We start from the raw sequence: 20,471 nt of genomic DNA on the forward strand, positions 1-20,471 counted from the left end.
GGACGGATATGCGGCTGTTCTTGTGCGAGAAGCCCTCCCAGGGCAAAGACATTGGCCGGATTCTCGGCGCCACGCAGCGCGGTGAAGGCTGCCTCAACGGTTCCGGCGTCACGGTCACCTGGTGCATCGGCCATCTCGTGGAGGCGGCGCCGCCCGAGGCCTACGACGAGCAGCTCAAACGATGGTCCGTTGAGCAGTTGCCCATCATTCCCCAGCACTGGCGGGTCGAGGTCAAACCGAAGACCGCCACGCAATTCAAGGTCGTCAAGGCGCTCTTGGCGAAGGCGACTCACCTGGTTATCGCCACCGATGCCGACCGCGAGGGCGAATTGATCGCCCGCGAGATCGTGGAGCTTTGCGGCTACCGCGGCCCCATCGAACGCCTGTGGCTGTCGGCGCTCAACGATGCGTCCATTCGGGCGGCACTGGGCAAGCTGCGGCCTTCGGCCGAGACGCTTTCGATGTACCACTCGGCGCTGGCGCGCTCCCGTGCGGATTGGCTCGTGGGCATGAACCTGAGCCGGCTGTTCACGGTGCTGGGGCGACAGGCGGGTTACGACGGCGTGCTGTCGGTCGGCCGCGTACAGACCCCGACGCTCAAGCTCGTTGTGGACCGCGACCGCGAGATCGCGCGCTGCGTGTCCGTACCATACTGGGCCATCGCCGTGTCCCTGTTCGCAGGCGGTTCGACTTTCGCCGCGCAATGGGTTCCACCCGATGCGTGCACCGACGACGCAGGCCGCTGCCTGCGGCAGCCGGTCGCACAGCAGACCATGCAGCAGATCCGCGCTGCGGGCAGTGCCCACGTCGTGTCGGTGGAGACTGAGCGTGTCCGCGAAGGCCCGCCGCTGCCGTTCGACCTGGGCACCTTGCAGGAAGTGTGTTCCAAGCAGCTTGGGCTGGACGTGCAGGAAACCTTGGAGATTGCCCAAGCCCTGTACGAGACGCACAAGGCCACGACGTACCCCCGCTCGGACTCCGGCTACCTGCCCGAGAGCATGTTTGCCGAAGTGCCCACCGTTCTCGACAGCCTGCTCAAGACCGATCCCTCGCTGCGCTCGATCATGGGCCAGCTCGACCGCTCGCAGCGCTCGCGCGCCTGGAACGATGGCAAGGTCACGGCGCACCACGGCATCATCCCGACGCTCGAACCGGCGAAGCTCTCCGCCATGAGCGAGAAGGAACTGGCCGTGTACAGGCTCATCCGGTCGCATTACCTGGCGCAGTTCCTCCCTCACCACGAGTTCGACCGCACTGTGGCCAAGTTTTCGTGCGGGGGGCAGAACCTGGCGGCCACGGGCAAGCAGGTTGTCATCCCGGGTTGGCGCCAGGTGCTCGCCGAGCCGCAGGCCGAAGACGGTGATGGCGAGGGCGATACTGCGGTCCGCGCCCAGGTGCTGCCCGCGCTGCCGAAACTGTATGAGGGCCTGGCATGCCAGGTGGCCGACGTCGATCTCAAGGCACTCAAGACGCTGCCGCCCAAACCGTACACGCAAGGCGAGTTGGTCAAGTCCATGAAAGGCGTCGCCAAGCTGGTGTCCGATCCCCGCCTGAAGCAGAAGCTCAAGGATACGGTTGGCATCGGCACCGAAGCGACGCGGGCCAACATCATCGGCGGCCTGATCGCTCGCGGCTACCTCGTGAAGAAGGGGCGCGCCATCCGCGCCTCGGATGCGGCTTTCACTTTGATCGATGCCGTGCCTGCGGCGATTGCCGACCCTGGCACCACCGCCGTCTGGGAACAGGCGCTCGACATGATCGAGGCCGGACAGCTCACCCTGGACGTGTTCATCGGCAAGCAGGCCGCGTGGATTTCGCAGTTGATTGCGCAGTACGGCAGCGCCTCCCTGTCCATCAAGGTTCCCCAAGGGCCGGCATGCCCGCAGTGCGGCGCACCCACGCGCCAGCGCAGCGGCAAGAGCGGCCCGTTCTGGTCGTGCAGCCGCTACCCGGACTGCAAAGGCACGCTGCCAGTCGAATCCGGCAGCTCCAAGCGCGGCGCCTCGCGCCCGCGCCGTAGCGGCCGCAAAGGCTCCTGACCGCCCCCGTTCCCCGTGAGCCGTGCCCGCCTTCGGCGGCGTGGCCCCTGTCCCGCACTCCGCCGCATGCCCTGCGGGACGCCCAGCGCGCAACGCCTTCTTGATCCGTGTGCGCGTCCCGCCCAGCCGTCCCCGGCCGCGGGACCTGAAGGTAGCTTCTCTGCGAGCCGCACCACGCGCGTTCTGTTGATCTGCGTTTCTTCCGCCCTCTGCGAAGGGTCTCCCGGTGGCTTGCCAGGCTGCACGAGCCACCGGGAGACCCTTCGTGGTCAGCGGTAATCGGTGCCGGTGCCCGCCGGTGCAAAAACGGGCTCCCTTTGTGCGCGGATGTGCGCCAGACGATGCCGGCCCCAGCCACGACATGGGCCGGGTGTGATTGCTTGATGAGCAGACGGTTCTAGCGACGACCGGGCCTGCCAATCAGCCCACGGGTGGTTCCTCTTTTCTCCCGAGCCGAAGGCCGTTGGGCCTTCGGCGCCATTCTCCTGCCCATCAACGTCCCGGCCCGGCCATTGGCCTGGGCCACACGAACAGGAGAGACGACATGCACCCTCAACCTTGCGCACCGCTGCTGTACGGCAGACGGAGGTCGAGAACGGCATGCCCGCCTATCGCGCGGCCATCGCCAATGGTACGCTCGGCTGCAGCCGAGGCCGTAGCCCAAAGGCTGGACTACCTCTTTTGCAGAGGTAAACCTCGGGATGAACTGGGCGAAAACATGCCTTATGTGCCCGCCTTACGGCGAGCTGTTTCCGATGCTTCGCGCAGGATTTCCCGCCCCCCATTCGCTGCGATTGCGGCCACGATGACGCCCAGCACCAGATCCGGGATGTTCGACCCGAACCCCATCACCAGCACCCCGGACAGCACAATCGCACCATTGACGATGGAGTCGTTGCTGGTAAAGATCGCTGACGCCTTGAAGTTCACATCTTCCCCGCGATGGCGGCGCAGTAGTCTGAGGCACACTAGGTTCAAAGCCGCGTTCAGCGCGGCCATGGCCATCATGGCTGGGCCGACAGGCTCTTCCCCTCCAGCGAAGCGGCGTAGGACTTCCAACAGCAGCAGCGCGGCCAGGCCGATTAGCAAGAAACCCGACAAGCGGGCCGCGCCCACCTTGACCGTTCCCGCACGACCGACGGCATACAGGCTAACCGCATAGACCGACGCATCGGCGAGGTTGTCCAACCCGGCGCCCATCAGCGCCGTAGAGCCAGCCCAGATGCCAAGGGCAATGCCGGCGGCGGACTGCGTCAGGTTGATCAGCAACACAGTCAGAAGAATCTTTCGGTCCTTCGCATCGCTCGCATCTAGGCGGCCCAACTCGTCGTTTTCGTGATTTCTGTGGTTTTCAGCCATGCATTGTTCCTTCCAAATCGATGGATGCTGAAGCCTGTAGCGGCTGGAGAGTCAAGGCGCAGATGCAACGAACTTGCCACAGGGTCTTCCCGGACGCCCTTGACTCTACCGTAGCTAGAAGGTTTTCCAATCCAGTCAGAGCTTTAGGACAGAACAGATGAGCACCAATGCGCCCCCTTCATTGCGACTGTCATCCGGTATGGCTGCTATCCACTGATCCGTGGCGCCACTGCGGTTGTGCTCTTCGGCGAGCTCGCGACCGGCCGGCCGTCTTTTCCGACGGAGCTACTCACAGTGATCGTCGCGCTCGCTTGTGCCGCCTTGCTAGAGGGCGGGCGGCCTTTCCACTCCCCGTTGAGCCAGTAGCGGCGTTCCAAGCTGTGGTTGGCCGTCGGCGCATGGCTCGGCTTCTTGGTCGTGCATCTGGCCTTCCAGCACTCCAATCTGGGATACCGGGTCGGGCCGTTGGGATTGTTGATCGGGGTGGCTGAAGCCCATCGCTGGCATCACAAGCGTGAGCACGAAGACGCCCAAGTCAACTACGGCGATTTCTGGATGCCCGGGGGCCACTTGTTCAGCGCTTTCCGGTCGCAAAAGCACACGCTGGGCGCCAAAGAGTGACACTCAAGAAAGATGGACTTTCCAATGGACTACGGCCCGCAGCTTGTCTATCCCTTCCGGAGCCGGCCAGCAGCGGCAAACGCTTGCGCTGCTGGCTATACGATCTTGCCCACGTCGCATTCTTGCGCGAGTCGGGCCTTGCGGCTTCTTGCGAAGCGATCGCGAGTTGCGTGGCGTGCCCATGAGTCGGGCCGCGTCGTGGCGCACTGCTACCTTGGCCTGCACCTGCACCTGCGCAGCCACGCCGCGATGCTCGGTCTGGCCTGGAGAACCCGTAAGGTGGCGGAGATTGCGGCGCGCAGGTCGTCCGGCTCGCGCTGGCTCCTGTGGGCCACGCCCTCGGTCGCACGCCGTCTCAAAACGTCAGAATCGCGCGCTTTCGCATGATGGAGCGCGGCACGTGGCTCTCAGAACTGGACCCGATCACTTCCAGCACCGATGACACGCTCGAGCTTCAGGCGGGCTCGGCCAAGCTGTTGAGAATGCCGCACTCGCGCGAGGTTCGGGCGCTATCGCAGGAGCGTCGCAGATCCATTAACTCGCGCTCCAAGGCGCGCAATTCCTTCATCTTGGTCCGCACTTGCGCGATATGAGCGTCGACCAGCGCGTTCACCTCGCCGCAGCCCAACTCTGGCCGATCCCGTAAGTTCAGCAGTTGACGGATCTCATCCAGCGTCATGTCCTTCGCCCGGCAGCGGCGGATGAACAGCAAGCGCTGCAAATGGACTTCGTCATAGAGCCTGAAGTTGCCCTCGCTACGTGCAGGCTCGGGCAGCAAGCCTTCTGACTCGTAAAAGCGCACGGTCTGCACCAAGCAATCTGCCTTCTTGCCCAGTTCACCGATCCGCATCATGGTTGCTTCCTATAAAAAACTTGACTCTATATCTACTAGAGGTTTTCTAATGATGGCATCCGGGGAAAACCTTGTCAATGAAGAGCGATCTATGAACAAAGAACCTTCCAGCCCATGCGCCTGCTCCGGCGGCAATGGCCAACAGACGGCGTGCGCCAGTGAGCAGGCCAGCACTGAAACCACCGTTTTCCACGTGAGCAACATGGATTGCCGCAATGAGGAAGCACTGGTGCGGCGAACGCTGGAGGGCATGCCCGGTGTCGAGCGGCTCCTGTTCGATCTTCCGCAGCGTTTGTTGACCATTTCGCACCGCGAAGTCTCGGCCGATGCCTTGGAGCAAGCGCTGAATTCGGTGGGCATGAAGGCTCAGGCTGTCCGAGACGCCGCCGTGTCGACCACCTACCGCATCGAGAACATGGACTGCCCGAGCGAGGAGAAACTCATCCGCTCGCACCTCGGGGCAGTCGAGGGAATTCAGGACCTCGACTTCGACCTCGCTGAGCGCACCCTGTCGGTGAAACACCTCGCTCAGGCACGCGCGCAGATGGAGCAGGTCCTGGCCTCGATCGGCATGCGCGCCAAGGAGCAGACCTTCGGCCACACGGGGCCGATCGAAGCCGCGGCTGTGATCCCATCCTCGGCCCTGCAGCAGCAACCAACCGCTGCCGTTTCCGCGCCGCCGATCGGCGAGCGGGTGACGTACCGGATCGAGAACATGGATTGCCCGACGGAAGAAGCGCTGATCCGCGACCGGCTGGGCAAGCTGCCGGGTGTGACCGCGCTCGACTTCAATCTGATGCAGCGTGTGCTGGGAGTCCAGCACACGCTGGCGACCTCAGCGCCGATCGAGAAGGCGCTTGCTTCCATTGGAATGCAGGCTGCGCGGCAGGACATGCAGACAGCCACCACGGTACTTCGCATCGCGAAGATGGACTGTCCGACCGAGGAAAGTCTGATCCGCGGCAAGCTGCAAGGCATGCCGGGCGTGCAGGGAATGGATTTCAACCTGATGCAGCGCACGCTCACGGTTCGGCACACACCCGACGCGATCAAGCCGGCAGTCGAAGCCATCGAATCGCTGGGCATGGAAGCCGAGGTCCAGAGGACTGATGAGCCGCGCGATGCCCCGGTGGCCGCGCACAAGACCAATTGGTGGCCGATGGCGGTTTCGGGCGTTGCGGCGGTGGCCGCCGAAGGCGTGTACTGGGTCAACGACGGCAATCATTGGGCCGTGATCGTGCTGGCACTGGTTTCGATCTTCACCGGCGGCCTCAGCACCTACAAGAAGGGCTGGATCGCGCTGAAGAACCTCAACCTGAACATGAACGCCCTGATGGCCATCGCGGTCACCGGCGGCATGGCGATCGGCCACTGGCCGGAGGCCGCCATGGTCATGTTCCTGTTCGCGTTGGCGGAAGTGATCGAGGCGAAGTCGCTGGACCGCGCCCGCAACGCCATTCGGGGGCTGATGGACTTGGCGCCCGAGACCGCGACCGTGCGGCAGGCCGATGGCTCATGGACAGAGCTGCCGGCCAAGGAGGTCGCAAAGGGCGCGGTGGTCCGCGTGCGTCCTGGCGAGCGCATCGCACTGGACGGCCTGATCACCTCGGGTCGATCGGCCATCAACCAGGCGCCCATCACCGGCGAGAGCCTGCCCGTCGAGAAGGCCGAAGGTGACCAGGTCTTCGCCGGAACCATCAATGAGACCGGCTCTTTCGAATACAAGGTGACCGCAGGCGCCAGCGACTCGACGCTCGCGCGCATCATCCATGCCGTGGAGTCCGCGCAGGGCAGCCGTGCGCCCACGCAGCGCTTCGTCGACCAGTTCGCCCGCGTCTACACGCCGGCGGTGTTCGCGGTGTCCGTGCTGGTTGCCGTCGTGCCGCCGCTCGCCTTCGGCGGCGCATGGTTTGACTGGGTCTACAAGGCCCTGGTACTGCTGGTGATCGCCTGCCCCTGCGCTCTGGTCATCTCCACGCCGGTCACCATCGTCAGCGGCTTGGCCGCTGCCGCCCGACGCGGCATCCTGATCAAGGGTGGCGTCTACCTGGAGGGCGGGCGCAAGCTCAAGGCGTTGGCCCTGGACAAGACCGGCACACTCACACATGGCAAGCCCGAGCAGACCGACTTCGTGCCGCTGATCGGCGAGGCGCAGGAAGTTGCCGCCTGGGCCGCAAGCCTCGCGGCACGCTCGGACCATCCTGTGTCTCAGGCCATCGCCCGCAAGGCGAACCGTGACGGCATCGCGCTGCACGAGGTCGACGACTTCGCGGCGCTGCCTGGCCGCGGCGTGCGCGGCCGCGTCGCCGGGCGCATGTTGCACATGGGCAACCACAGGCTCGCCCAGGAGCTGGGCCTGAGCGAAGCGACGCTCCAGGCTCGGCTGGAGACCCTGGAGCGCCAAGGCAAGACAGCGATCCTGCTGATGGACGATGCGACCGTGCTCGGCATTTTTGCAGTGGCCGACACCGTGAAGGAAACCAGCCGTGAGGCGGTGGCCGACCTGCAGGCGCTGGGTGTGCGCACGCTGATGCTGACGGGGGACAACCAGCACACGGCCGCGGCCATCGCTGCCCAGGTCGGAATCTCTGAAGCCCGTGGTGACCAACTGCCCGAAGACAAGCTCAAGACCATCGAAAGCCTGGTCGGCGGCGAGGGCCAGGTGGGCATGGTGGGCGACGGCATCAACGATTCGCCCGCGCTCGCCCGTGCCGACATCGGCTTCGCCATGGGCGCGGCCGGCACCGACACCGCGATCGAAACAGCCGACGTCGCCCTGATGGACGACGACCTGCGCAAGATCCCCGCCTTCATCCGGCTGTCGCGTAGCACTGCGGCGATCCTCACGCAGAACATCGTTCTGGCCCTTGGCATCAAGGCGGTGTTCCTTGCGTTGACGTTCACAGGGCATGCCACCATGTGGATGGCTGTGTTCGCTGACATGGGGGCAAGTCTTTTGGTTGTCGTCAATGGGCTGCGCCTCCTGAAGTTCAAGGCGGCATGAACAATGGATGAACCATCTCTTCGCAAGACGCAGTGGTACTCACTCGCGATCGTTATATTCGCCGGCGATCAGGCAGCTAAGAGCTACATTGACGCGACAACTCCCTTGGGTTGGTCGCACGAGGTGGCGTCATTCTTCAACCTAGTTCACGCTCTCAATCCCGGCGCGGCGTTCAGCTTCCTTGCTGGCGCGGGCGGCTGGCAGCGGTGGTTTTTTCTGGCGATCGCGTTCGCAATATCGGCATGGCTCGCATGGCTGCTCTCCCGGCCGCTGCGCAAAACGGAAGGCCTTTCGTACAGCCTCATTCTGGGCGGCGCATTGGGCAACGCGTTCGACCGCGCCACGCGCGGGCACGTTATCGACTACATCGACTTTCACCTGCACGGCTGGCACTGGCCCGCCTTCAACATCGCTGACATGGCCATCGTGGGCGGGGCGATCGCGCTGGTGGCCCAGTCGTTCATGAGCGTGGAGAACCCGGCCGCCACAAAGGAGTCCCAGTGACATTGGGACGATCCGGAAATTCGCAATGCACACGGTGCAGGACACCAATCTGAAGAGAACGGCCCCCAGCATGAGCGGCCGCGGCTTGGCCCTCATGCTAGCGCCCACCGCCGCTTTTGCTGCAACGCCCTGTTGCGATGGCGGCGATTGCTGCAACGACGTCGCAATGCCTTGCTGTGAATAAACAGCACGCAAGCCAGTTGACCTGGCAATTATGAAAGTCCATCACGGCGATGCTGGCCTTTTTCGTTCCAATGAGCCGTCACGGAGAGGTGATGATGAAGCTATGCCGGGATCCTGCAAGCTTTAGGACGGTCTTCTTTACCGCATAGCGATATGCTGATGTCACCCGTTCGCCTCGCCTGGCAAGTACAAGTAGTTCGTCGCGGTTTTCTGGCCGTGTCCGCCCGCTTCGCTGGCCCTTTTGCCCCAAACAAGCGCAATCATGCCTGCGTTACCACCAAAGTTCGCCCCCGCCAGTTGCTGTTCCTAAAGGGCATCAAGCTCAACGCCATCGCCGACCGGCCAGCGTATTTCGCATCGCTGCGTGCCCGTCGGGGCCAGCCCATCGTCATCCTCGCAGAGCTGGGACCGGACGAGGCATTCGCCCTGTGGAAGCAGCATGTACTGGGCGACAGGCCTCGCTGACCCAGTTTCGCCTCATCCTCCTGACAGCCCCGCACTTATTGCGGGGCTTTCTTTTTTCCGCGTTCGCCAATCGGGGCTGTTGCAAATGCCGATTTCCGGCTGACGCGGCTCGCCTCGCGCATGAAGCTGCCCGCATGTGTCGCTGATTCGTCAGCACCATGCCAGCAGCCAGAGTTTCCAGGCTGCCGCGGATTCTTTCCGCGCTACCCGCCAGTCCGCCATCGCATCGAGTCTGCGGACGCGCGTCACCCGTGACGCCGATGCTTTTTTCTCAACCGCGTGCGGGAGCTGCCATCCCGTGAGGGACGAGGCCCCGCTTTTTCCAAGGAGCCCGTCCATGTCCCAGCAAGCCTCTTTCGGCCAGTTGGCCTTGATCCATTGCGGCAAGTTCCTGCCGCTCGAAATCCTGCATAGCGCCGCCGGCCACTACATCGGCACGCGCGATACAGAAGGTCCCGTTTCGCGGGAATCCTGCCAGTACTTCCGCAGCTATGCCGCGGCTCAACGTGCCCTCGAAAGAGGCGGCTGGTCCCAGCTCGCCACACCCTGATCCAACTGGAGGAACCACGTCATGAACCAGCTTTTGCCCCAGGAAGTCGTCGATCAGATCATGCGGGAAGAGCAGCATTTCGCCGCCGCGCCCCAAGCCTTCTTCGAGGTCTGGAAGCGCGGCGTCGAGATCGCAGGCCCGCAATGGTTTGGCGACGGCACGCGCGAAGGCCTGAACCAGGCAAAGAGCAAGTGGGATCTGCGTCCCGACATGCTGCGTGCCAACGACGCACTCGGCGTCCTGAGCAGCGGGGAACGCATGTTCCTGTCCGCCATGTTCAGCTTCTACAACGCGCGCGAGGGCGGTGCCATGCTCAAGCGCTGCCACTTCCAAGGACTGTCGGACTTCGATGGTCTCGATCTGCAACGTCGCCAGGTGATCGCCGACCTGCTGCTGAACTACAGCGGTTGGTGAGCCGGTCCCTGGCACACCTTCATCACTGCGTTCACGGGACCCCATGAGGGACATGCGCCTCGTTCGAGGCCATGTCCCTCGCGTTTTCTCCCCGCCCAGCGCCATCCGGCATCAGGCGGTTTCCCCTGCGGATGCCATCGTCCGCAAGGGCTGGCTCCGTTCATTCATCGAAAGGAGCCTTCATGGCCAACAACTACTACGAAGCCACCGGCGTTCTCGTGCTCGACCGTGTGACGCCCGTCATCCAGGCGCTGTTCGGCGCCTTCGCGCTGGACGAGAGCCACCCCGGCAACGGGCAGGCCTACATCGCCCAGATCGCCGAGACCACCAATCCGCAATGGCCGGACGTGCTCGATGGCCTGGAAGACCTGGCCACGCAACTCGGTATTCCGATGCCGGACGACGAAGGGCTGTCGATCCCGCCGCTGCTCGAACTGCTCGCCGTGCACTTCCGTGCCGATGAGGACGAAGAGCTGGGGAACTTGATCGACCGTCATTCGTTCGAGGACACCGCCGATCTCGACGCATTGTTTCTGATCGCCACCCGGTTCGATGACGGGCACCACCTGACCGCCATCCAGTTCGAGGGCTGCTGGTACTGCAGCAAGCCGCGGCTGTTCGAGTTCGGCGGCAACGGCTGCTACCTGAGCCGCGAGGTCCGCTTCATCAGCTCCTCCTCCCAGGCCCTCCAGCTCGGCGACCAATTGCGCAAGACCATTGTGGCCGCCGACATCGAAGAGGCTTCGGCCCTGATCGCGCTGGAGACCATCAATCTGCTGGCGGGCGTCAGCGACGAGCCATTCCGCATGAATTTGCGCCGGCGCGTCGCCGAGCGATTGGCCCAAACGCCAACGATCAGCGTCACCTGACGCTGTTTCCTTTCTTTCCACCCACCGGGGTCAATTCCCGGTGGCGGGGATTTGCTCCATCATTATTCTGTTGGAGAAATCCCATGTCCCAGAATCCCAATCCCTTTCTACGCGGCTACTGGAATCTGAAAATCGTCCGCACGCTGTCCATCAGCTACGAGGACGGAAGCCCGCATGTTTGGCGAAACATCCACCCGAGCCAGCAGCACCTCTGCGACGCGGCGCTGGTTTCTTCTCCTTGCATCATCACCAGCGACTTCGCGGTGGTCAGGACTGGCACCGAACCTGTCGGCGCCGCACTGATCGCCGAATGCGACGCGGCTGAAGGGGGCAGCGGCGAAGGCATGGTGGGTGCCGTGGTGTACGCGATCCACGGCGACGACTTCGACGGCCGCCCCGTCCACATTGGCGACACCTATTCGGCCGAGGCCGCACGGGAAGTCGTGCAGCGGTTGAGCTTCGAGACCGGCTACTACAGCCGGTGCTGGGAAATCAGCAGCGCGCACATCAGCCGCGAAACCGGCCAGTACCTGGCCAACCTGGCTGACCTCGCGACGCCGGAGGCCTTTTTGTTCATCGCGTTCCGGATTCCCTACAGCCCGGCGATCGGCGTCAAGCTGATCTCCACGCCCTGGACGGACCAGCACCTGCAGGACGTCGAGGGGATCGCCGCCGAGCAGCTTCGGCAGGAGCACCGCAGCAAGGGCATGCCGGACGAGCTGGCACAGATCCTTGAACTGGCCGGCCAGGCCGACGTGCGCATCCTCATCCTCGATGCCGACGCACCCGTGTTGCCGGGCCTATCGCTGGCCGGCGAATAGCTGCCACACACATCCCCGGCCTTCCTTGTCCTCACCGCATGCCGGCCCGGTCTCCCGCCAGAGAGCCGGGCCGGCGCACTTTCACAGGAGCGATCCCATGTTCCCCGACCTCATCACACCCGCATCCGACTTCGAGCACCAACTCGGAGCCTGCGTCAACGCCATGAGCCAGGAAGATGCCATCGGCCAGATCCTGGTATTCGAGCGCATGAGCGGCACGCTGCACATGCGCCATATCGCCAGCGCCGACCTGGTGGACACCGACGTGGACGACTACGAAATGGTCGTCTTCGACGGTGGCAACACAAGCGGCGACACGTGGAAACACGTGTTCTTTCCGCGTCAGCGCGAGCACTACTTCGTGTACCAAGCCTGATTCCTCCAGCCCCTTTCGAGGGGCTTTTTCTTGCCCGCAGCACAGGAAAACGGTTGTGGTGCGGTGCCGTTTCCTGCGGGCAGGCAGACCGCCCCAGGGCCATGCTTGCCCCATGTTCGTCGGCGTTGCCGGCACATGCCCAGGCAGTCGAGACCTTCGAGGCTGCAAGCGCGGGAAACCGTGCTGGTCGTTTCTTCCTACGGACCTACCGCGTCCATCCACGCCACCCACAAGGGACCTCTCCCTTGCGGGCGGGGAATCCCTTGTTTTTCCTCAAGGAGTTTCCCCATGGATCGTTCCCTCATCAAATCCATGATGCCTTCGCTGGTCGCAGGCCATGTGCCCCGCAACGTGCGGTCGTTCAAGTACCGCGTGTTCGATGATCAGCCGCTGTCCTCAACGCTGGGCTTCGCCATCGACCCCCAACCCTTCGACGGCAAGGTGGTCGCCGCGACCGACGATGCCATCGTCGTCAAGCTCAAGCCTTCCGAGTTCGCGGTGCTCGATCCCAGCCTGGTGACCACGGTTCCTGCCGAAGGCGCCAAGGTGCATGTCCAACCCTATGCCCGTCGTCGCTTCGACGGACTGCGCGCGGACACGCCGGAGGTCATCACCGAGGAGACTTCGGACGGCACGCCGTACACCATCACGAGGCACATCCTCGGCTCGGCGCCGGCCAAGCTGCCCATTCCCACGCCGCAGTGCATGGAGTTGGGCCAGCTCATCGAGCAGTTGGAGGAGATGCCGGCCCCCGATCGCTTCCGGCGCATCACCCACATGCTGGTGGATGCCGGTGCCCGCGACTTCACCTGGGTCGATCCCACGCCCTCCAAGATCATCGAGACCCCGCCGGCGATCAGCTTCACGGTCTCGACCGCGAAGTTCGAGGGCCGGGTGACGATCCTCTACGACCGCGGCGGAGACACCTACGTGGTGGAACTGCACCGTCAGAACGGTGAATCGGTCGAACTGGTCGATCGGCACGACGAGGTGTATTTCGACATGCTCGGCGAAGTGCTGGAGAGGCTCATCGACGACGGGCGCTGGCGCCAGATCGACGTGAGCATCCTCGACGCGAAAGCGGCCCGCAAGCGCCAGGCCGTCCCGGCATGACGCCCCGCAGCGAAACCGGGCGGTCCTGCGGCTGACCCGAGGCATCCGCCACGGCGTTCCAGCCGTTCCGGCCGCGTGCACTACAGGCCCTTCATCCCATCGGATGGAGGCCTTTCTCATTCTTCCACACAGGAGATTTCATCCATGTCACTGCGATTCAAAGGCGCTGACCTGCGCCCCGTGCTGACCGAAGCCATCGCCAATCAGGGGTCGTCTCAGAAAACGGAAAAAAATCGTACGCTAAGAGCCGAAGTGGGCCCTTTAGCAGCAATGCAAAGCTGCGATCAACGGGCAGGAAACATTGCCATGGTGCGCGTTGCACTCTCTCACTAGCGTCGACAGGGCCTCTTCCATCCGCGTGAGGTCCGCCATGCGTGCGCGCACATCGGCCAGCCGGTGAGCAGCCAGTTCGGCCGCCTCGCTGCAATGGGTGCCGTCCTCCAGTTTCAGGAGCTGGCCGACTTCATCCAGGCTGAATCCCAGGCGCTGGGCTGACTTCACGAACTTCACCCGCGCCACGTCCGCCTGCCCGTAGCGGCGGATGCGACCGTAGGGCCGCTCCGGCTGGGGTAGCAAGCCCTTGAGCTGATAGAAGCGGATCGTCTCCACGTTGACCCGGGCTGCCTTGGCGAAGGCCCCGATGGTCAGATTCTCTTGAGCGTTCTCCATGGCGCTTGACTCCGTAGTTGACTACGGAAGTAACGTTACAGCATCAAGCGAAGTCCCGGAAGGAGAACCTTATGTCGGAACCCAAGAACGGCTGCGGCGCACTGGCGACCGGCGGCGTCGCGGCCGTCCTCGCCTCGGCCTGCTGCCTCGGCCCCCTTGTCCTGGTCGCGCTCGGCTTCTCTGGCGCGTGGATCGGCAACCTGACCGTGCTGGAGCCGTATCGGCCGATCTTCATCGGCGCAGCGCTCATCGCGCTGTTCTTCGCCTGGCGCAGCATCTTCCGACCAGCCCATGCCTGCAAGCCCGGCGACGTTTGCGCCGTGCCCCAAGTGCGGACTGCCTACAAGGTGATCTTCTGGATCGTGGCCGCCCTGGTTCTGGTTGCCCTCGCGTTTCCCTACGTCCTGCCGCTGTTCTACTGAAAGGAGATCACCATGAAGAAACTCACCACCCTCACCACCCTCATCGCCCTGGCCGCCGCTCTAAGCGCGCCCGCCTGGGCTGCCACCAAGACCGTCACCCTGTCGGTGCCCGGCATGACCTGCGCCGCGTGCCCGATCACGGTCAAGACGGCTCTGTCCAAGGTCGCCGGCGTCGAGAAGGCCGAAGTCAGCTTCGAGAAGCGGGAGGCCGTCGTCACCTTCGACGAGGCCAAGACCAATGCCGACGCCTTGACCAAGGCCACCGCAAACGCGGGTTACCCGTCCAGCGTCAAGCAGTGAGGGCGTAATCATGGCCGAGGCGATCACCCTCCACATCGAAGGCATGACCTGCACGTCGTGCGCCGAGCACGTCCAGCAGGCTTTGACGAACGTGCCCGGCGTGCGCGCGGCCTCGGTGTCCTATCCGCAGCGGCAGGCCGAAATCGAGGCGGATGCAGGCGTGAGCGTGGCCCCGCTGGTTGCCGCAGTGGCCACGCTCGGCTATCGCGCACGGCTTACCGACACGCCGAACAAGCCTGCCGGCCTGCTAGACAAGGCGCTGGGCTGGCTCGGTGGCGAAACGAAGCATGTTGGCGGTGAACAAGCGCTGCACGTGGCTGTGATAGGCAGCGGCGGCGCGGCGATGGCGGCTGCCTTGAAGGCCGTGGAGCAAGGCGCCCGCGTCACGCTGATCGAGCGCGGCACCATCGGCGGCACCTGCGTCAATGTCGGCTGCGTGCCGTCCAAGATCATGATCCGCGCCGCGCACATCGTCCACCTGCGCCGCGAAAGCCCGTTCGATGCTGGCCTGCCGGCCGCAGCGCCCGCTGTACTGCGCGAGCGGCTGCTGGCCCAGCAACAAGGCCGCGTCGAGGAGCTGCGCCATGCCAAGTACGAAGGCATCCTGGCAAGCACTCCGGCCATCACCGTGCTGCGCGGCGAGGCCCGGTTCAGGGACACGCGCACGCTGACCGTGGCGACCGCTGACGGCGGCACGCACGAGGTGAACTTCGACCGCTGCCTGATTGCCACCGGCGCGAGCCCGGCGCTTCCGCCAATCCCGGGCCTTGCGGACACACCCCACTGGACCTCCACCGAGGCGCTGGAAAGCAGCTCGCTCCCCGAGCGGCTGGCCGTGATTGGTTCCTCCGTGGTGGCGGTCGAGTTGGCGCAAGCCTTCGCCCGGCTGGGCAGCCAGGTCACGATCCTGGCGCGCAGCACGCTGTTCTTCCGAGAAGACCCGGCCATCGGGGAAGCCGTAACAGACGCCTTCCGCGCCGAGGGCATCGAGGTGCTGGACCACACCCAGGCGAGCCACGTTGCCTATGCGGGCGGGGAATTCGTGCTCACCACCGGGCAGGGGGAAGTGCGCGCCGACAAGCTGCTGGTCGCCACCGGTCGCGCGCCGAACACGCGCAGCCTGAACCTTGAAGCGGCAGGCGTCGAAGTCAATGCGCAGGGAGCCATCGTCATCGACCGCGCCATGCGCACGAGCGCACCGCACATCTTTGCTGCCGGCGACTGCACCGACCAGCCGCAGTTCGTCTATGTGGCGGCGGCGGCCGGCACGCGCGCCGCGATCAACATGACCGGCGGCGACGCGGCGCTGGACCTGACGGCGATGCCGGCGGTGGTGTTCACCGATCCGCAGGTGGCGACCGTGGGCTACAGCGAGGCGGAAGCGCACCACGACGGCATCGAGACCGACAGCCGGCTGCTGACGCTCGACAACGTGCCGAGGGCGCTCGCCAACTTCGACACGCGCGGCTTCATCAAGCTGGTGGCGGAAGCTGGCTCAGGGCGGCTGATCGGCGTACAGGCGGTCGCGCCGGAAGCGGGCGAACTGATCCAGACGGCCGCGCTGGCGATCCGCCACCGGATGACCGTGCAGGAGCTGGCCGACCAGTTGTTCCCCTACCTGACCATGGTCGAGGGACTGAAGCTCGCGGCGCAGACCTTCAACAAGGACGTGAAGCAACTGTCCTGTTGCGCCGGATGAGGAAAAGGGAGGTGTTCGATGAACGCCTACAGCCGCGCCAACCGCCGCATCTACGCGGCCTTGTCCGATCCCCTGTCGGCCACCCACCGGCACCGCCTCGACGATCTGCTCAAGCGCCACGACAACGGCAAGACGACCTGGCTGGCCTGGCTGCGCCAGTCGCCCGTCAAGCCGAACTCGCGCCACATACTCGAACACATCGAGCGCCTCAAAGCCTGGCAGGCGCTCGACCTGCCTTCCGGCATCGAGCGGTCGGTGCACCAGAACCGCCTGCTCAAGATCGCCCGCGAAGGCGGCCAGATGACGCCCGCCGATCTGGCCAAGTTCGAGGCACAGCGCCGCTACGCGACCCTGGTGCGCTCGCCATCGAGGGCATGGCCACCGTCACCGACGAAATCATCGACCTGCACGACCGCATCCTGGGCAAGCTGTTCAACGCTGCCAAGCACAAGCATCAGCAGCAGTTCCAGGCGTCCGGCAAGGCGATCAACGCCAAGGTGCGGCTGGCCACCTCGATCAAGCAGGGCACGGTGACGGCCTCGCTGATGCTCAGGAAACTCGGCAGCTACCCGCGCCAGAACGGCCTGGCCGTGGCGCTGCGCGAGCTGGGCCGCATCGAGCGAACGCTGTTCATCCTGGACTGGCTGCAAAGCGTCGAGCTGCGCCGCCGCGTGCATGCCGGACTGAACAAGGGCGAAGCCCGCAACGCGCTAGCCCGCGCCGTGTTCTTCAACCGGCTGGGCGAAATCCGCGACCGCAGTTTCGAGCAGCAGCGCTACCGGGCCAGCGGCCTCAACCTGGTGACGGCGGCCATAGTGTTGTGGAACACGGTCTATCTGGAACGGGCCTCAAACGCCTTACGCGGTCACGGCCAGACTGTCGATGACGCCCTGTTGCAGTACCTGTCGCCGCTGGGCTGGGAGCACATCAACCTGACCGGCGATTACCTCTGGCGCAGCAGCGCCAAGATCGGCGCGGGCAAGTTCAGGCCGCTACGACCGCTGCAACCGGCTTAGCGTACGATTTTTTCCGTTTTCTGAGACGTCCCCAATCAGTGCCGCATTGTCCTGGTCAAGGATCAGGGCGTGTACTTCCTCGCCGAGCGTGGGGAGCGTCGCCCGGATGGGCGCCAGGCACTGCTCGCCTACGCCGTCGGATGCAACCCGGACACCGACCCGTTCGATGACTGGTGGCACCTCGCCGGCCGCGAGCTGGGCGGCGATGACTTCGCGGAGTATTTCGACCCGAAGGACGGCCTGTTCACGCGCCTCCAGCACTCGGCGGACGATCTCGTGCTTTCCGCCACCGCCACGCACCTGTCCTTAGCAGTGGTGCCTCCCGCCTGACGCGGCAACCGCCTCGCAGCCCCCGCATCGGGGGCCTTCTTTTGTTCGCACCGCCGCCATCGCCGCGCGTGCGCGTTTGTCTCCAGCCGCCGAGGCACGCCCCGCCGGCCACAACGCCGGCATGCCACCGGAGACAACCGCATGAACACGCCATCGACCTCGCCGAGGCTGCACCTCCTACCGGTGTCGCTGCGCACGGCCAATGCATTCGTTCTGTCGCACCATCGCCACCACCGCCCGGTCCAGGGCGCGAAGTTCGCCCTGGCCGTCACGCTGAGCGACAGCGACCTGATCCACGGCGTGGCCATTGTCGGCCGCCCGGTCGCGCGGCACCTGGACGCTGGAAGTCACGCGGCTGTGCACCGACGGCACACCCAGCGCCTGCAGCAAGCTCTACGGCGCGGCCTGGCAGGCGGCAAGGGCGCTGGGCTACATACGCCTGCTCACCTACACCATGCCCGACGAAGGTGGCGCCAGCCTGCGCGCCGCCGGCTGGCGGCTGATCGGCGCGCGCGGTGGCGGCGCCTGGAGCCGTCCCGGCCGTCCGCGCGCCGATACCCCCGAGCACCTGCGCGGCGCCAAGTGCCTGTGACAGGCGCCGGGTGGCGCGGACAAAGGGAAGCGCCCGGGTGCCGATTGATTGCTGCCGCGCGCGCGAGGCCCCGCCATGCTGGCCCCATGCCTGCTGACGTCGTCAGCGACATGCCAGGCAACCATCGGTCTTCGAGGTTGCGGCGCAGTTCCCACTGCGTGACCGAGCCAGCTCGCACCGCATCCTTCCGCGAGCGGCCACCAGCCTCTGGTGGCGGATGCTTTCGCCTTATCAACCCACCGCGGGGTCACGCACCTTCCCCGCATGCGTGGGCCGGTGTGTCTCCGCTTCATCCCAATGGAGATTCACCATGAACACCACGTCCAACGAGAAATCGTATTTCGACCTCCACACCTCGGGCATCGGCTACATCCAGCGTGTCCGTGAAGTGCCCGTCCGGGGCGGCCGCCGTGCGCAGCCTTTCCTGGCATGCACCATCGCCGCGCTGGTCGGCCCCGCCCGGGACCCCAGCTACCGCTACTTCGACGTCAAGGTCTCGGGTGCCGAGGCCAAGAAGCTCGTTCAGCGCTACATCGGCGTTGACGATCCCAAGCAGCGCCCGCTGGTGCGCTTTCGCCTCGGTGACCTGTGGGGCGATGTGTACATCCGCGACAAGGGTGAGCAGAAGGGTCAGGCCGCCGCGTCCCTCAAGGCGCGACTGCTCAAGGCCGAACTGATCGACCGGGCCGAACTGGCTTCGATCGAGCAGCACGAGTTGATCACCCGCGGCATCGGCTATCTCAATCGTGTGAAGGACGTCACCCCAAAAGCTGGCGACTCGTTCCTCTCTTGCACCGTCGCGGCACTGGCCGGGCCTGTCGATGAACCGGAGTATCGGTACTTCGACACCATCGTCGCCACCCCGGAAGCCGAGCACCTGGTTCGCCGGTGCGTTCAGGCCGTCGAGGGTGACCGCAAGGTGCTGATCGCCTTCCGTCTGAACGACATGAAGATCGATCCGTACATCCGCACCAAGGGTGAGCACGCCGGGGAACCGGCCGCCAGCCTGGAATCGACGCTGGTCCACATCGGTCTCATCAAGATCGACGGCACCCAGGTCTATCCGACGAGCCAGGCGCAAGCCGAGGCGCCGCCGGCCGAAGACGCATCCGCGTCCGAAGCCGACGATGCCATCGACACGGCCACCGAGCCCGCCGAGCGCGAGCCCGAGGCGCAAGTCCAGGAGCAGGAGCCGGCATTGGCTGCTTCGTTCTGATCCGGCACGGCCTCTCACGGGGCCTTGTCGCTTTTCCTCCCCACGTACGCCGCGTCCCCAGGACGCGTGCTTGCGCATTTCATCCCCCGAGTTCCGCGTGGTCTCACGGCCACGCGGTTGTCGAATTTCTCAAAGGAGATCAGCCATGTCTCTGGTATCCCGCTTTGCTCCGCAATCCCCGATCCTGCGCTCTGATCGCCCACTCTCGGACGACCGCATTCGTGCCGTCGTTCCGTCGATCTTCGCCGACGCTCCACATGGGAGCCGGTCCGATCGGTATGCCTACATACCGACCTCGACCGTGCTGACCAAGCTGCGCCAGGAGGGCTTCGAGCCCTTCATGGTGTGTCAGACGCGCGTGCGCAACGAAGACCGGCGCGAGTACACGAAGCACCTCATCCGACTTCGCCATGCAAGCCAGATCAACGGCGACGAGGCGAACGAGATCATCCTGCTCAACAGCCATGACGGCACGAGCAGCTATCAGATGCTCGCCGGCATGTTCCGGTTCGTCTGCCACAACGGCCTGGTTTGCGGTGACACCACCGCAGACATCCGCGTTCCCCACAAGGGCGACGTGGCCAGCCAGGTGATCGAAGGTGCCTACGGAGTCCTCGAAGGTTTCGAGCGCGTGCAGAACGCGCGCGATGCGATGCGCACCATCACCCTCGATGAGGGCGAAGCGGAGGTCTTTGCGAACTCTGCGCTCGCACTCAAGTACGACGATCCGGCCAAGTCCACGCCTGTCACCGAGAGCCAACTGCTGGCCCCTCGGCGATGGGACGACCGCAAGAACGACCTGTGGGCCGTCTTCAACCGCGTCCAGGAGAACCTAGTCAAAGGGGGCCTGAACGGACGCACGGCCAACGGCCGCAATCAGCGCACCCGTCCGGTGCAAGGCATCGACCAGAACCTGCGCCTGAACCGGGCGTTGTGGCTGCTGGCCGAAGGCATGCGCCAGCTCAAGGCGTGATGCCACGCGGACCTCGCCCACCTCGGGCGAGGCCATTTCCTCTCATCCACCGGGTGCCGTCGGCGGCCCGTCATTCATCATCA

At 64.8% G+C, this 20,471-nt stretch carries 22 protein-coding genes and 2 pseudogenes; 21 read left to right on the forward strand and 3 right to left on the reverse strand.

Annotated elements, in window-relative coordinates:
* Positions 1-8: 8 nt before the first annotated feature.
* The gene (locus HBF25_RS07060; protein WP_166947218.1) at positions 9-2,039 is read left to right on the forward strand and encodes a DNA topoisomerase III; all 2,031 of its coding nucleotides are present in this window, start codon (positions 9-11) and stop codon (positions 2,037-2,039) included.
* Between the two features lie 723 nt (positions 2,040-2,762).
* Here the strand turns inward: HBF25_RS07060 and HBF25_RS07065 are convergent.
* Positions 2,763-3,398 carry a cation efflux transmembrane domain-containing protein gene (locus HBF25_RS07065; RefSeq protein ID WP_021195296.1) on the reverse strand — a complete coding sequence of 212 codons (636 nt, stop codon included), beginning with the start codon at positions 3,396-3,398 and terminating at the stop codon, positions 2,763-2,765.
* 411 nt (positions 3,399-3,809) lie between these two features.
* On the opposite strand from HBF25_RS07065, the gene HBF25_RS22015 reads away from it, so the two are divergent.
* Together HBF25_RS22015 and HBF25_RS22635 are read left to right on the forward strand one after the other, a co-directional pair.
* On the forward strand, positions 3,810-4,019 hold the full coding sequence (locus HBF25_RS22015; protein ID WP_014747696.1) for a sterol desaturase family protein: 210 nt from the start codon (positions 3,810-3,812) through the stop codon (positions 4,017-4,019).
* A gap of 24 nt (positions 4,020-4,043) precedes the next feature.
* Positions 4,044-4,406: a DUF3703 domain-containing protein gene (locus HBF25_RS22635; protein ID WP_196495817.1), complete on the forward strand. Its 363-nt coding sequence runs from the start codon at positions 4,044-4,046 to the stop codon at positions 4,404-4,406.
* A 67-nt stretch (positions 4,407-4,473) separates the two neighbouring features.
* Here the strand turns inward: HBF25_RS22635 and cadR are convergent, their stop codons facing one another.
* The gene (gene cadR / locus HBF25_RS07075; protein WP_003098965.1) at positions 4,474-4,872 is read right to left on the reverse strand and encodes a Cd(II)/Pb(II)-responsive transcriptional regulator; all 399 of its coding nucleotides are present in this window, start codon (positions 4,870-4,872) and stop codon (positions 4,474-4,476) included.
* A gap of 91 nt (positions 4,873-4,963) precedes the next feature.
* Here cadR and HBF25_RS07080 point away from each other — a divergent pair, with 91 nt between their 5' ends.
* From HBF25_RS07080 to HBF25_RS07120, 9 genes are all read left to right on the forward strand, one after another.
* Positions 4,964-7,876: a heavy metal translocating P-type ATPase gene (locus tag HBF25_RS07080; RefSeq protein WP_003098961.1), complete on the forward strand. Its 2,913-nt coding sequence runs from the start codon at positions 4,964-4,966 to the stop codon at positions 7,874-7,876.
* A gap of 3 nt (positions 7,877-7,879) precedes the next feature.
* Positions 7,880-8,380, forward strand: a complete 501-nt coding sequence (lspA, locus tag HBF25_RS07085) for a signal peptidase II (protein WP_003098955.1) — start codon at positions 7,880-7,882, stop codon at positions 8,378-8,380.
* Positions 8,381-8,722: 342 nt separating this feature from the next.
* Entirely contained in the window at positions 8,723-9,028 is a 306-nt protein-coding gene (locus HBF25_RS22640) for a hypothetical protein (RefSeq protein WP_223656317.1), read from the forward strand.
* 337 nt (positions 9,029-9,365) lie between these two features.
* The gene (locus HBF25_RS07095; protein ID WP_003116833.1) at positions 9,366-9,578 is read left to right on the forward strand and encodes a hypothetical protein; all 213 of its coding nucleotides are present in this window, start codon (positions 9,366-9,368) and stop codon (positions 9,576-9,578) included.
* Positions 9,579-9,599: 21 nt separating this feature from the next.
* Complete coding sequence (locus tag HBF25_RS07100) at positions 9,600-9,992, forward strand: hypothetical protein (protein WP_003116832.1); 393 nt, start codon at positions 9,600-9,602, stop codon at positions 9,990-9,992.
* A 182-nt stretch (positions 9,993-10,174) separates the two neighbouring features.
* A complete protein-coding gene (locus HBF25_RS07105; RefSeq protein ID WP_003116830.1) occupies positions 10,175-10,861 on the forward strand; it encodes a hypothetical protein in 687 nt (228 codons plus the stop codon).
* Positions 10,862-10,944: 83 nt separating this feature from the next.
* Positions 10,945-11,682, forward strand: coding sequence for a DUF5983 family protein (locus HBF25_RS07110; RefSeq protein ID WP_003116829.1), 738 nt, complete (start codon positions 10,945-10,947; stop codon positions 11,680-11,682).
* A 97-nt stretch (positions 11,683-11,779) separates the two neighbouring features.
* On the forward strand, positions 11,780-12,058 hold the full coding sequence (locus HBF25_RS07115) for a hypothetical protein (RefSeq protein WP_003116828.1): 279 nt from the start codon (positions 11,780-11,782) through the stop codon (positions 12,056-12,058).
* 288 nt (positions 12,059-12,346) lie between these two features.
* Complete coding sequence (locus HBF25_RS07120; RefSeq protein WP_003098941.1) at positions 12,347-13,171, forward strand: hypothetical protein; 825 nt, start codon at positions 12,347-12,349, stop codon at positions 13,169-13,171.
* A gap of 261 nt (positions 13,172-13,432) precedes the next feature.
* On the opposite strand, the gene merR is transcribed toward HBF25_RS07120, so the two are convergent.
* Positions 13,433-13,840 (reverse strand): mercury resistance transcriptional regulator MerR, encoded by a 408-nt coding sequence (merR, locus tag HBF25_RS07130; protein WP_003098939.1) that lies wholly within the window; start codon positions 13,838-13,840, stop codon positions 13,433-13,435.
* A gap of 71 nt (positions 13,841-13,911) precedes the next feature.
* On the opposite strand from merR, the gene merT reads away from it, so the two are divergent.
* The 9 genes and pseudogenes from merT to HBF25_RS07170 all read left to right on the forward strand — a co-directional run bounded on the left by merT (position 13,912) and on the right by HBF25_RS07170 (position 20,388).
* Positions 13,912-14,262 carry a mercuric ion transporter MerT gene (gene merT / locus HBF25_RS07135; RefSeq protein WP_003116827.1) on the forward strand — a complete coding sequence of 117 codons (351 nt, stop codon included), beginning with the start codon at positions 13,912-13,914 and terminating at the stop codon, positions 14,260-14,262.
* 12 nt (positions 14,263-14,274) lie between these two features.
* Positions 14,275-14,562 carry a mercury resistance system periplasmic binding protein MerP gene (merP, locus tag HBF25_RS07140; protein WP_003116826.1) on the forward strand — a complete coding sequence of 96 codons (288 nt, stop codon included), beginning with the start codon at positions 14,275-14,277 and terminating at the stop codon, positions 14,560-14,562.
* Between the two features lie 10 nt (positions 14,563-14,572).
* Complete coding sequence (merA, locus tag HBF25_RS07145; protein WP_003098932.1) at positions 14,573-16,261, forward strand: mercury(II) reductase; 1,689 nt, start codon at positions 14,573-14,575, stop codon at positions 16,259-16,261.
* 18 nt (positions 16,262-16,279) lie between these two features.
* The gene (locus HBF25_RS22645; protein WP_003098931.1) at positions 16,280-16,795 is read left to right on the forward strand and encodes a Tn3 family transposase; all 516 of its coding nucleotides are present in this window, start codon (positions 16,280-16,282) and stop codon (positions 16,793-16,795) included.
* Positions 16,759-17,277: pseudogene (locus tag HBF25_RS22650) on the forward strand (Tn3 family transposase); the annotation flags it as partial. The gene HBF25_RS22645 and the pseudogene HBF25_RS22650, both read left to right, overlap by 37 nt.
* Before the next feature lie 45 nt (positions 17,278-17,322).
* On the forward strand, positions 17,323-17,607 hold the full coding sequence (locus tag HBF25_RS07155) for a DUF3085 domain-containing protein (RefSeq protein WP_031629745.1): 285 nt from the start codon (positions 17,323-17,325) through the stop codon (positions 17,605-17,607).
* A gap of 141 nt (positions 17,608-17,748) precedes the next feature.
* A pseudogene (locus tag HBF25_RS22525) lies at positions 17,749-18,199 on the forward strand (XF1762 family protein).
* Between the two features lie 310 nt (positions 18,200-18,509).
* Positions 18,510-19,415, forward strand: coding sequence for a DUF3577 domain-containing protein (locus tag HBF25_RS07165; RefSeq protein ID WP_003116825.1), 906 nt, complete (start codon positions 18,510-18,512; stop codon positions 19,413-19,415).
* Positions 19,416-19,560: 145 nt separating this feature from the next.
* Positions 19,561-20,388 (forward strand): DUF932 domain-containing protein, encoded by an 828-nt coding sequence (locus HBF25_RS07170; protein WP_013391792.1) that lies wholly within the window; start codon positions 19,561-19,563, stop codon positions 20,386-20,388.
* The last annotated feature ends 83 nt before the right edge of the window (positions 20,389-20,471 follow it).

The organism is Luteibacter anthropi (assembly GCF_011759365.1).
Taxonomy (GTDB): Bacteria; Pseudomonadota; Gammaproteobacteria; order Xanthomonadales; family Rhodanobacteraceae; genus Luteibacter; species Luteibacter anthropi.

Excerpts from the sequence above, each read along its gene's own strand:
- HBF25_RS07060 (WP_166947218.1), top strand. The coding sequence starts at position 9 with ATGCGGCTGTTCTTGTGCGAGAAGCCCTCCCAGGGCAAAGACATTGGC.
- HBF25_RS07065 (WP_021195296.1), bottom strand. The coding sequence starts at position 3,398 with ATGGCTGAAAACCACAGAAATCACGAAAACGACGAGTTGGGCCGCCTA.
- HBF25_RS22635 (WP_196495817.1), top strand. The coding sequence starts at position 4,044 with ATGGACTACGGCCCGCAGCTTGTCTATCCCTTCCGGAGCCGGCCAGCA.
- cadR (WP_003098965.1), bottom strand. The coding sequence starts at position 4,872 with ATGATGCGGATCGGTGAACTGGGCAAGAAGGCAGATTGCTTGGTGCAG.
- HBF25_RS07080 (WP_003098961.1), top strand. The coding sequence starts at position 4,964 with ATGAACAAAGAACCTTCCAGCCCATGCGCCTGCTCCGGCGGCAATGGC.
- lspA (WP_003098955.1), top strand. The coding sequence starts at position 7,880 with ATGGATGAACCATCTCTTCGCAAGACGCAGTGGTACTCACTCGCGATC.
- HBF25_RS22640 (WP_223656317.1), top strand. The coding sequence starts at position 8,723 with ATGTCACCCGTTCGCCTCGCCTGGCAAGTACAAGTAGTTCGTCGCGGT.
- HBF25_RS07095 (WP_003116833.1), top strand. The coding sequence starts at position 9,366 with ATGTCCCAGCAAGCCTCTTTCGGCCAGTTGGCCTTGATCCATTGCGGC.
- HBF25_RS07100 (WP_003116832.1), top strand. The coding sequence starts at position 9,600 with ATGAACCAGCTTTTGCCCCAGGAAGTCGTCGATCAGATCATGCGGGAA.
- HBF25_RS07105 (WP_003116830.1), top strand. The coding sequence starts at position 10,175 with ATGGCCAACAACTACTACGAAGCCACCGGCGTTCTCGTGCTCGACCGT.
- HBF25_RS07110 (WP_003116829.1), top strand. The coding sequence starts at position 10,945 with ATGTCCCAGAATCCCAATCCCTTTCTACGCGGCTACTGGAATCTGAAA.
- HBF25_RS07115 (WP_003116828.1), top strand. The coding sequence starts at position 11,780 with ATGTTCCCCGACCTCATCACACCCGCATCCGACTTCGAGCACCAACTC.
- HBF25_RS07120 (WP_003098941.1), top strand. The coding sequence starts at position 12,347 with ATGGATCGTTCCCTCATCAAATCCATGATGCCTTCGCTGGTCGCAGGC.
- merR (WP_003098939.1), bottom strand. The coding sequence starts at position 13,840 with ATGGAGAACGCTCAAGAGAATCTGACCATCGGGGCCTTCGCCAAGGCA.
- merT (WP_003116827.1), top strand. The coding sequence starts at position 13,912 with ATGTCGGAACCCAAGAACGGCTGCGGCGCACTGGCGACCGGCGGCGTC.
- merP (WP_003116826.1), top strand. The coding sequence starts at position 14,275 with ATGAAGAAACTCACCACCCTCACCACCCTCATCGCCCTGGCCGCCGCT.
- merA (WP_003098932.1), top strand. The coding sequence starts at position 14,573 with ATGGCCGAGGCGATCACCCTCCACATCGAAGGCATGACCTGCACGTCG.
- HBF25_RS22645 (WP_003098931.1), top strand. The coding sequence starts at position 16,280 with ATGAACGCCTACAGCCGCGCCAACCGCCGCATCTACGCGGCCTTGTCC.
- HBF25_RS07165 (WP_003116825.1), top strand. The coding sequence starts at position 18,510 with ATGAACACCACGTCCAACGAGAAATCGTATTTCGACCTCCACACCTCG.
- HBF25_RS07170 (WP_013391792.1), top strand. The coding sequence starts at position 19,561 with ATGTCTCTGGTATCCCGCTTTGCTCCGCAATCCCCGATCCTGCGCTCT.